7 protein-coding genes and 1 pseudogene are annotated in these 10,881 nt (G+C 47.5%); 5 read left to right on the top strand and 3 right to left on the bottom strand.

Going from position 1 to position 10,881, the window contains the following annotated elements; genetic code table 11:
• The first annotated feature begins 485 nt into the window (after nucleotides 1-485).
• The 5 genes from QUB14_RS27350 (at nucleotide 486) to QUB14_RS27330 (ending at nucleotide 8,703) form a co-directional block, all read left to right on the top strand.
• The gene (locus QUB14_RS27350; RefSeq protein WP_333221187.1) at nucleotides 486-2,444 is read left to right on the top strand and encodes a CHASE3 domain-containing protein; all 1,959 of its coding nucleotides are present in this window, start codon (nucleotides 486-488) and stop codon (nucleotides 2,442-2,444) included.
• Entirely contained in the window at nucleotides 2,407-2,868 is a 462-nt protein-coding gene (locus QUB14_RS27345; protein ID WP_333221188.1) for a response regulator, read from the top strand. Before QUB14_RS27350 ends, QUB14_RS27345 begins: the two co-directional genes overlap by 38 nt.
• Nucleotides 2,869-3,050: 182 nt before the next feature.
• Nucleotides 3,051-4,526 (top strand): ATP-binding protein, encoded by a 1,476-nt coding sequence (locus QUB14_RS27340; RefSeq protein ID WP_333221190.1) that lies wholly within the window; start codon nucleotides 3,051-3,053, stop codon nucleotides 4,524-4,526.
• A gap of 425 nt (nucleotides 4,527-4,951) precedes the next feature.
• On the top strand, nucleotides 4,952-7,870 hold the full coding sequence (locus QUB14_RS27335) for a response regulator (RefSeq protein WP_333221192.1): 2,919 nt from the start codon (nucleotides 4,952-4,954) through the stop codon (nucleotides 7,868-7,870).
• 335 nt (nucleotides 7,871-8,205) lie between these two features.
• Nucleotides 8,206-8,703 (top strand): hypothetical protein, encoded by a 498-nt coding sequence (locus QUB14_RS27330; protein WP_190661498.1) that lies wholly within the window; start codon nucleotides 8,206-8,208, stop codon nucleotides 8,701-8,703.
• A gap of 65 nt (nucleotides 8,704-8,768) precedes the next feature.
• On the opposite strand, the gene QUB14_RS27325 is transcribed toward QUB14_RS27330, so the two are convergent.
• The 3 genes and pseudogenes from QUB14_RS27325 to QUB14_RS27315 form a co-directional block, all read right to left on the bottom strand.
• Entirely contained in the window at nucleotides 8,769-9,134 is a 366-nt protein-coding gene (locus tag QUB14_RS27325) for a response regulator transcription factor (RefSeq protein ID WP_039886668.1), read from the bottom strand.
• A gap of 322 nt (nucleotides 9,135-9,456) precedes the next feature.
• Nucleotides 9,457-10,239 (bottom strand): CpsD/CapB family tyrosine-protein kinase, encoded by a 783-nt coding sequence (locus tag QUB14_RS27320; RefSeq protein WP_333221195.1) that lies wholly within the window; start codon nucleotides 10,237-10,239, stop codon nucleotides 9,457-9,459.
• 79 nt (nucleotides 10,240-10,318) lie between these two features.
• Nucleotides 10,319-10,881, bottom strand: a pseudogene (locus QUB14_RS27315) (IS1 family transposase); the annotation flags it as partial.

Below are 10,881 nucleotides of genomic sequence, written 5' to 3'. Positions count from 1 at the left end.
ATTATGTGTCGCTGAACTTGAATCATTCCTCAATTGCTATCGTGATTTTTCTTAACTTATTCAGCAAGCCCTATTTAATAATGGGAATAGTGGCAAAATTTAAATTTATGTTACCACTCCCATTATCTAAAATATACCCCAAAAATCAACTTAAATCAATAGGTAAAAACTCTTTTTTTTGCGCCGCGATTTGAAAGTGTGAAAGCAGCACGATCGATGCAACAAAACAGGGCGAATAAAGCTTTGTTGGCCACCCTAGATTGTGTGGCGTTTGCCGGAATCACGAGACGAAAGAGAGCAACTTCTGGCATTTCTGGCTTAAGGGGGATGCGAAAAGAATCGAGACTAAGTTAAACACAAGATCGATCGCAAATTGGAGCCTTAAATTTGTAGGCTTTAGCTGACTGCCTGCGGGCGCCAAAAATTCGGCTAGTCGGAATTTAGCTAAAATAAAAGAAAAAGCAGGACTCGCGTGCCATCATTTCATGAAACAATCGCTGACTCGCCAAATCACCGCAGGTATTGGAATGGCCGTGGGGCTGCTGATTTTTAATGCGGCTACTTCCTACCGCAACACTCTCAAGTTAGTCGAAAACGAACGCTGGGTGAACCACACTCACCAAGTTTTAACCGAACTCGAAGCCACGCTTTCCACCTTAAAAGATGCTGAAACCGGACAGCGCGGTTATTTGCTGACGGGAGAAGAACGGTATTTAGAACCGTATCACAGCGCGATCGCCCGCATCAACGAGCAAGTAGTCGGATTGCAGCAGCTAACGGCTGACAATAAGCGGCAGCAACAGCGCCTTCGCGATTTGAAAATTGCGATCGACTCTAAATTAGCCGACCTTGAAAGAACCCTCAATGTGCGACGCAAACAAAACTTAGCAGCAGCCGTGCGGCAAATAAAAACTGGTAGGGGAAAGCAACTCATGGGGGACATTCGGCAGCAGATAGCCGCCATGACTGCCGAAGAAACTCAGCTATTGCAGCAGCGCGCCCGAGAATCTCAAAGGAGCGCTAATTTGACCATTCTGAGTTTTACCGTTGCGAGTTTAGTAAATTTCCTGTTGATGCTGTTGGTTTACTATTTTGTGAAGCGCGATCGAACTTTGCGCGACAATGCCGAAATCAAGCAAAATCAACTGTTAGACCAGCTAGAACACGATCGCCACTCCTTAGAATTAACCGAAGAACGTTTCCGCCGCGCCATTCTCGACGCCCCGCTGCCAATTATGCTGCACGCTGAAAACGGAGAAGTTTTGCAAGTTAACTCGGCTTGGACAGAATTCTCAGGCTACCAACACTCAGAAATTCCCACAATTGAAGATTGGACAGAAAAAGCTTACCACAGTCGCCAATCGGTAGTGCAAGCAGATATCGATCGGCTGCATCAATTAAACGCGCGGATTTCTGAAGGCGAATATATGATTTCCACAGCCAGCGGCGAAACTCGAATTTGGGACTTTTATTCCGCGCCTTTAGGCAAGCTTTGCGACGGCAGAAGTTTAGTAATTAGTACCGCCATTGACGTAACTGCGCGCAAACAAGCAGAAGCAGAAATTCGGATGCTCAACGCTACCTTAGAACGGCGAGTAGAGATCCGCACCCATCAACTTCAAGCAGCTAACGAAGAATTAGAAGCTTTCGCCTATACCGTTGCTCACGATTTGCGTGCTCCTCTGCGGGGAATGCAGGGATTGGCTGAAGCTTTATTAGAAGATTACCGTCACATCCTCGACGAACTCGGTCAAGAATACGCCCAGCAAATTGTTAATTCTGGGCAACAACTAGAAGAATTAATCGAAGATTTGCTAGCTTACAGCCGCCTGAGCCGCACTGATTTATCGCTGCAAGTTTTGGACTTAGAATCTGCTGTGGCCGAGGCAATTGCTATGGTAAAAGCTGACGCTAAATCCAGACACGCTCAAATCAGTGTTCGAGCGCCCTTGCCTGCGGTAATTGCCCACCGCGTTACTTTAGTTCAAGTAATCGCCAATCTGCTCACTAATGCTATAAAATTTGTGGAAGGCGCACCGCCCCAAGTGCTGATCTGGGGTGAGGAAATAGAGCTGCCTCAAGAGGGAGAGACAGACAGCGAAACAGGGGGAGAATTGGAAAGGCAAACTGTGGGACAGTGGGAACATTCCCAGTTACTTATGGTCAGCCCTCTATTGCCAGTCCCCATCATCCGTCTGTGGGTAGAAGACAATGGTATCGGTATTGCTCAAGAACATCAAAAACGCATTTTTCGGGTTTTTGAACGGCTCCACGGTATCGAATCTTACCCCGGAACTGGTATAGGATTAGCTATTGTAAAAAAAGGAGTCGATCGCATGGGCGGTCAAGTTGGAGTGGAATCTCAAGTAGGACAAGGCAGTCGATTTTGGATAGAACTGAGGAAGCATGACCCAAACGCAGACGATTTTGCTGGTGGAAGATAACCCCGTTGATATTCTATTGATGCAGCGGGCATTTCGCAATGAGACTTTTGCTAATACTTCGCTGCAAATTGTCCGAGATGGAGATGCAGCGGTTTTTTATTTAAATGGGGACGGAGAATACAGCGATCGCGATCGCTATCCTTTACCTGCGATAATTTTACTAGACTTGAAATTGCCCAGGCGCTCCGGTCACGAGGTTCTAATTTGGCTGAGGCAGCAGCCGGAACTAAAACGCTTGCCGGTGGTTATGCTTACTTCTTCTAGGCAAACACCTGATGTCAAGCGAGCTTACGATTTAGGGGTAAATTCTTATTTAGTTAAACCAGTCGGGTTTGCTTCTTTATTAGAAATGATGCAGAGTTTTAACGAGTATTGGCTCAACTATACCGAACTGCCGGAATCTAGAGAAGTTTCTGGTTTGTAGTGGCCGTTTTCCCCGGTTTTTCTTCCTCGTTTTCTCGTTACCAGGCTGTTTATCGTAACGAGTGAATTAAGTTTTTACTGAGGAAGCCCGTCATTTTTTATTTTAAAAGGGCAACATCCAACATTTTTATTAGGAGTGATCGATCGGCACTCTAGCTAACAGCCCAATTATAGATTGTTAAAGTGGTACACATTCTGGTAATTGACGACAACCCAACGGATCGGCTGCTTGTCAAACGCGAGTTAGAGCGGCAATTCTCGCAAGTGCAAATAACGGAAATTTCCGACGATACATTATTGGCGAAAGCACTGAATCGAGACGGATTCCATCTGGTAATTACCGACTACCAACTACGCTGGACGAACGGTATAGATGTGCTTAAAACTATTAAAGCCCGTTATCCAGAATGCCCGATTGTAATGTTTACGAATACTGGCAACGAAGAAATTGCTGTAGAGGCGATGAAAGCCGGATTGGACGACTACATTATCAAGTCGCCGAAGCACTACGTCCGCCTTTGCGTTGCGGTTCGCGGCGTACTCGATAGACTTGCCGCCTGGGAACGAGTCGCCCGACTAGAAAATCAACTTAATTCTCTGCTAGAACGCTTAAATGTCGGAGTTTTTCGAGCGACTTCCGAGGGGAAGCTTTTGGAAAGCAATCAAGCTTTCTTGCGCTTGTTTGATGCCAGCAATTTAGCAGATGTCCAAGGGATTTATCTGCAGCAATTATTTTTGCAACCGGTAGATTCAGGGGAGTCTCGGTGTCAAACTCTGGAAATTACATTTCCTTTGGCAGACGGTCGAGTAAAATGGATTCGGTTTACTCAATATCTCTACCGCGCAGAAGGTGAAAGTACCATTGAGGGATTGGTGGAAGATATTACGGAACTCAAGCAAGCTGAACTTGCTTTGCGCGAATTTAATGAAACTTTGGAAGAGCGGGTGAGAGAGCGTACTGCTGAGTTACAAGAAGTTAACGCACAGCTCGAATCGTTTACCTATTCAGTTTCTCACGACTTGCGCGCTCCTCTGCGGGGAATTTCGTTTTTTGCTGAAACGTTGCTCCAAGATAGAACCAGCGAGTTGGATGCTACGGCCCAGGATTACTTGTATCGGATTAATGACGCTGCAAGTCTGATGAATACTTTAATCGAAAATTTGCTAGAGTACAGCCGCCTCAGCAAAGCTAACTTGCCGCTAAAAGCAGTCTCTCTTAATTTAATTGTGGCTGGCTCGATCGCGCAACTAGATGCTGAAATTGCCCAAAAACAAGCTCGGATAACGGTTGTTGAACCGCTACCTACGGTGTTGGCCCATCCTGGTACGCTGCTGCAAGTCTTGGTTAACTTGCTCTCCAATGCTATTAAGTTCGTGCAGCCTGGGATAGAGCCGCAGGTGCGAGTTTATGCAGAAGCTGAGAAGGAATATATCTATCTTTGGGTAGAAGACAACGGCATTAGTATTGAAGAAAAATTTCAAGAGAGAATTTTTGGGTTGTTCGATCGCCTGCACGGTCAAGAAGTGTATCCGGGGACGGGAATTGGGCTGGCGATCGCTCGCAAAGGAGTCGATCGGATGGGGGGTGCGATCGGGGTGAAATCGACTTTGGGAATCGGTACCCGCTTCTGGGTAAAATTACGCAAGTGCGAGAGTTGAGAAGCAAGTTCGGCAACGCGCAGTGAATCGGGATTTAAAAAAAGATGAGGTTCTACGCAAGAGGGTTTTAACAGCAATATTCTGCTGTAGCTCAAAAAATCAATCAACCCGCTGGTTCACACCCGAAGACAGAATAAACAATTAGTATAATGATAGTTAAGTAATCTCTTGCACCGTTCCCGGCTGAGCAGGCTTTCCGATCTGTTTTACAACAACTTACTTAATTAATTTGCTTGTGGGCACGCCCGTAAAAGGCGGGTTGAGGATATTACAATCTGTAAAATATAATAAAATACAAGCAAGTACAATAAAATTATTGGCAAGTCTAATTAACCCACCAAGTACATATTTAAATTGTCGAGATTGCTCAATAACATATTGTTAGATTTAAGAATGTTTGCGCTCATACAAAAACTAAAAGGCTAATGCTGTCTATTCTATTAATCGACGACAACCCGAACGATCGCCTGATGATCGAGCGAGAACTGAGGAAAAATTTTCCCGATTTAGCAATTAAATCGGTTATTGATATCCAAACTCTCGAACAAATCCTGGCAGTCGGGGGTTTTGATATAGTCATTACCGACTACCAACTGCACTGGAGTGACGGATTAACTATTCTCCACAAAGTTCACAGCCGCTACCCGAATTGTCCGGTAATTATGTGTACTGACAGCGGCAGCGAACAAGTGGCAGTCGAAGCTATGAAAGCCGGTTTGAGCGATTACGTGTTCAAAGGGCGGCACTTCAAGCGGCTGGCGGGGGCCGTGGGCGAAAGCTTGAAAAATCAGCAGTTGCGCGAGAACTACGCGAAAACGTCGGCGCAGTTGGCAATTTCGGAGGAAAGGCTGAGATTGGCGATCGAAGCCTCGAAAATGGGAACTTGGGATTGGAATGTATTAACTGGCGAGGTCGTTTGGTCGGAGGGACACGAACTGTTATTCGGGTTGGAAAAAGGCAGTTTTCTGGGAACTTACGAAGCGTTTTTTGCCTGCATTCACCCGGATGACCAGGCATCGATCGCCGGCGCTGTTACCTTTGCTTTAGAAAAGAAAATAGAATACAAGTACGAATTTAGAGTCCTTTGGCCCGACGGCAGCTTGCACTGGATCTCGGGTAGGGGCAAGTTTTTTGATGATGATACAGGTAAATCGGTGCGCTCGATCGGCGTGGTTTGGGATATTACGGATCGCAAATTATCGGAAGCCCGGGTGCAAGAAAGCGAGGAAAATTTGCGCTTTGCTCTAGAAGCAGCTAACACGATCGCTTTTACCTGGGATGTGGCCTCGGGGGAAGTCCGCCGTTCGTCTAATGCCGAAACGCAGATGGGTTTGGGGCCAGATAGCACCTATGGTACTTTTGAGCAAAAGAAGAATGCGGTGCATCCAGAAGACCGAGAAAGGTTTTTGGCAGATGTGGATGCCGCATTCAGGGGCACGGGAGTTTACGAGTCGGAATACCGCAAAGTGCGACCCGACGGCTCAGTGATTTGGCTTCACGACAAAGGGCGAGTGGTTTTTGACGCATCCGGTACACCCCTTCGGCTGTCCGGCGTGGCGATCGACATTACGGATCGCAAACAGTTAGAATACGACCGCGCGCGCGCGTTGGCCCGGGAGCGGTCGTATTTGCGCCGCCTGCAAAAGTTAACCTCCGCGTCAGTTGCTATCAACTCCACGCTGTCGGTGGCAGAAATACTTCAGTTAGCAGCAGATAGCGCCCGCCAAATTCTCGAAGTCCACCAGGTAGCAGTCAACCTCGACCCTGCCGCCACCTGGGATGCGGGAATTAGCAAGTTTTCCATGTCAGAAAAATACGCCGCGTGGCAAGATTACTGCCAAGAGCCAGACGGTACGGGCATTTACCAGGAAGTTTGCCAGCACCAACAGGCGATGCGGATGACTCAAACCGAGTTAGAGGCTCACCCGGCATGGCGGAAGTTCGGCAAGGCTGCGGGGAAGCACCCGCCGATGCGGGGCTGGCTGGCTGTACCGCTGACTACTCGGGACGGCAGAAATCTGGGATTGATTCAGTTGTCGGACAAGTATGAGGGGGAGTTTGCCGAAGACGATGAAACTATTTTAATGCAGTTGGCTCAGGCGGTGTCGGGGGCGATCGATAATGCCCGACTTTACGAGGAATCTCAGCAGGCAAATCGCATGAAAGATGAGTTTTTGGCAACTCTTTCTCATGAGCTGCGATCGCCCTTAAACGCGATTTTGGGCTGGGCGCAACTGCTGCAGCAACGCAGTTTGAGTCCGGCTGCTACTGGGCGGGCTTTAGAAACGATCGAGCGAAATGCTAAATTGCAAACTCAATTGATTGATGATTTGCTGGATATTTCGCGAATTATTCGCGGCAAGTTGACTTTGAATCCTTGTGCGGTAAATTTGATTTCCCTGGTGGAAGGAGCGCTGAATACGGTGCGGTTGGCTGCCGATGCTAAGTCGCTCGATTTGCGGTTTGCAATAGGAGATTTGGGTTTAGAGACTGCTGAATTTTCCAAGCTTGGGAAGGTTTCTGGCAATCCTGAATCTGACTTAAATCCGAGATTTTGGGTATCAGGAGACCCTGGCCGCTTGCAGCAAGTAATTTGGAATTTGCTGACGAATGCGATTAAGTTTACGCCGCGCGGGGGGCGAGTTGAAATCCGGCTTTCGAGAGTTGATTCGGAGGTTGAGCTGGCTGTTACCGACACGGGAATTGGGGTTGCACCGAATTTTTTGCCTTACGTGTTTGACTCTTTCCGCCAAGCGGATGCTACGATTACTCGCAATTATAGCGGTTTGGGGCTGGGTCTGGCGATCGTGCGGCAGTTGGTGGAACTCCACGGCGGCACGGTTTGGGCCCAGAGTCCGGGACTGAATATGGGCTCGACTTTTACTTTCCGTCTCCCTGCGATGCAGGTAAATTCGATGCCAGAGGAGGAAGCGCAGGTTTGGGCTGACGCTGGTAATTTACTGGGAGTTAAGATTTTGCTGGTTGATGACGAGGTTGATTCGCGGGAATTTATGAGGTTTGTCTTGGCAGATTCCGGGGCCACTGTCAGGGTTGCATCGTCTGCTGCTGAGGCGTTTGAGGTGGCTTCGCAGTTTAGCCCGGATGTTGTGGTCAGCGATATCGGAATGCCGGAGGAAGACGGCTATTCGCTGGTACGAAGGCTGCGTTCTTTGAACACACAGACAGGGAAATTTTGGGCGATCGCTCTGACGGCTTATGCTAGGGATGAAGACCGCGATCGTGCTTTTGCTGCGGGTTTTGACCGACATCTGTCTAAACCTGTGCAACCCGAGGTCTTGGTAGAGACTATAGTCGAGTTGAGGCAGCAAGGGCTAACAACTTAAAAAATTGTCTTAATAATTGGGAATTGGTAATTGGAAATTGGGAATTAGGAATTGTGTTTTTAGTGACGACTTTAATTCTCGTAAAACTCGCTCGTACTTGCATTCCTAACTACCAATCTATAATGCTAATTTTACCGGATACAACCTGATTAACCCGACTGGATATCGACCGAATCGCTCAACTGAGAAATATAAAAATTTGTATTTTTCAAACTATTCCTCTTCGGCTTGCGGGGCTTTGCTTCTAGCCAGCCTAAAATATGCAATTTCTATGCCGATTAGGCGAGGGGTTTGTGTTAATATGCTAAAATATCCAACAACCACGCGGTAATTAGGTGGACAAACTTCAGACAGATATAGAGGCAATTTACTCTCAAATAGAGGAATTGCGCCTGGAACGCCAGCAGCTTACTATTGCCGATGCTGTCCCAGCCGGTGATTCGCCCCAAGCGATCGCCGATGCTTATCGGCGTCACGCAAGGGAAACAGCACAAGTGTCGGCAGAAGTCAAGGGTATAGATGACGCGATCGCGGCTCTGTCTGCTCAACTGGCTCAGAAACAGCAGCAGTCGGTAAAGTTGCAAAGAATCACTCCGATGGAGCAGCAAGTTGAAGAAGGAAGATTGCTGGCTCAGGGACACGCGGAACGGATTAATGAACTGGCGGCGGAACTGGCGGCGGAAGTGAAGGGACTCAAAGCTATCGCCGACCAAATTAGCCCCAGCTACTGGCAGGTTTATTACAAGCCTTTTATTACTGGTTTTAAGAGTATATCTGTTCCCTACGTGCGATCGGACGGGGATGTTTGGACTATTGTCAATCGAGTAGTTTAGAGAGGCTGCGGGAGCAGAAATAATAAGCGCTCAAGACAATTTTTTCCTGTCCCTATTCCTCAACCTCAACCTCGCAGCAATTGCTTAATAGTGCCGACCAATTCCTGAGGGTGAAATGGCTTGGCGATGTAAGCGTCGGCTCCTTGTTTCATCCCCCAATAGCGATCGAACTCTTCGCTTTTGCTCGAACACATTACCACCGGCAAATTTTGGGTTTTAGGGTCGCTTTTGAGCCGGCGACAGACTTCGTAGCCGTTCATCCGGGGCATCACGATATCCAGAACGACTAAATCTGGGCGGTTAGCCTTGATTTGCTCTAGAGCTTCTACGCCATCACTCGCTACCGTGACGTTGAGTCCTCTACCTTTGAGCAAGTCGGCGATCATCTCCCGCAGAGTGACGCTATCATCAACAACCATAACTGTACTCATAGAATAATCCCTACCAAGTTTCTGGGTTGAAACGTTCACATTAACGTTTACACTAACGTTCACCTTCAAAAGTGTCTTTTCCTGATTGAGATTGCGCTCTGCTTGATGTAGTTTACCCACTTTTGCTGATTTCTCAATCATTTTCTGAGTAATTACCGCAAAATTTAAATATCCGCGCAATCTCGGTTGACACACAAGGCTACGTCCGTTAGTCTATCATTTTCTTTCTCAAATGGTACTATTATCACAAAATAAGGGTATAGCTTGGTTGTGCGTTTCCGGTTGAGGACGGCGGCGCTCGGCCGCCTGCATCAACATTTGTCTACTTAGGATTTTTCGTACCTAAAGCCGATAGTTTTTGGTCGTAGAGCGTCTCTAGAACGACCGGGCGCTGGCGGTAGCTCTGACCGGTGTTTTTGCAGCCGTTAGCAACGATTCCCAAGACGGAAGCTCCAGAAATTTTTAATTCTTCTAAAACTTTGCGAACTTGCGATCGGTCTGTTTGCCCAATTTGGACGACCATAATCGTAGCGTCTGTATGAGCTGCGATCAAGTGGGTGTCTGCCAAGCCAGTTACTGGCGGGGTGTCATAAATTACTAAGTCAAAAAATGCTTGAAATTGCTCCATCAGATACTGCATTTTTTTGGAAGAAAGAAGCTTGATCGGATCGGGGGCAATTTGGCCGGCGGTGAGTACGAACAAATTTTCTTGGTTCGGGGCTCGTTGAATCGCGTCGTTGAGGCTGAGATCCGTGGAGATGGCATCGCCCAGGCCACGCACGTTTGGCAGTCCTAACTTAGCGTGCAGTTGCGGGCAGCGCAAATCTGCATCTACTAACAATACTCTCTGTCCGACTGCTGCTGCTGTGGCTGCCAGGTGCAAAGCTACTGTAGATTTGCCGTCTCCGGCTACGGCTGAGCCGACTAAGAGCGATCGAATCGCCGTGCCTGCACTGAGCAAGTGAATGTTCGTGTAGAGCGATCGAAATGCTTCTAAAAATTGATAGTCCAAGTCGCTCAAAATACTTGGTCCTACAATCTCCTGACCAGTATGTCTAGCTTGGCCCGGTTCGACTACTTCCACTTTCGAGTTCGAGCGAGCCAATGTTAGTTTTCTCTGTCTGGCTGGCCGTCTGCGCTTGACTTTCTTGGTAAACGGAATGGTGTTGCACAAAGGTGAATGATTAAGACAAAAGAGGAATCCGCCCGTGCTTGAGATAGTAGATGAGTAAGCGTACTGACTTGTACAACATATCAACGGACTTGGAATAACACAACGTTTTGCGGTGAAGTCGAGCCAGATAGTGCCGTAGACGACAATTTTCTCCTTCAACTCTCGTCATCGCTGTTTTGCTCACCTCATGGTCACACTCGTCGATTAAGCAAGGATACACACAATAACCGTCAGTGATGTAGAGGAAACAAGCCCAACCACGAATCATTTGCCACAAGATCATAAAAGTCGTTAAAGAACGATCTCCGACCACAAACTTAATAATTCCAGGCTGATGGCTATTCACGAAACTCCAGAGCCAGACCTTGTTTTTTTTGAGCCACGAATGTTTCTAGCTCATCAATTTGAGCCGTTTCGGGAATGGAGTAGTTTTCATCAGCAATTTTGGCTTCAGCTTGGCGCACCCAGTTGATGACGCTGTTGTGCGAGATCCCTGTGACTCGTTCAATGCCGCTCCATCCCATACCGTTGAGAGACATTTTGACGCAAAGATCTTTGACCTCAGCACTGTAT

It is taken from the genome of Microcoleus sp. B3-D2 (assembly GCF_036705345.1).
GTDB lineage: Bacteria > Cyanobacteriota > Cyanobacteriia > Cyanobacteriales > Microcoleaceae > Microcoleus.
Note: the sequence above shows the minus strand (reverse complement) of the source record. Positions and strands in the feature narration are given on the sequence as shown.

Coding starts and splice junctions, on each gene's coding strand:
- QUB14_RS27335 (WP_333221192.1), top strand. CDS start 4,952: ATGCTGTCTATTCTATTAATCGACGACAACCCGAACGATCGCCTGATG.
- QUB14_RS27350 (WP_333221187.1), top strand. CDS start 486: ATGAAACAATCGCTGACTCGCCAAATCACCGCAGGTATTGGAATGGCC.
- QUB14_RS27325 (WP_039886668.1), bottom strand. CDS start 9,134: ATGAGTACAGTTATGGTTGTTGATGATAGCGTCACTCTGCGGGAGATG.
- QUB14_RS27345 (WP_333221188.1), top strand. CDS start 2,407: ATGACCCAAACGCAGACGATTTTGCTGGTGGAAGATAACCCCGTTGAT.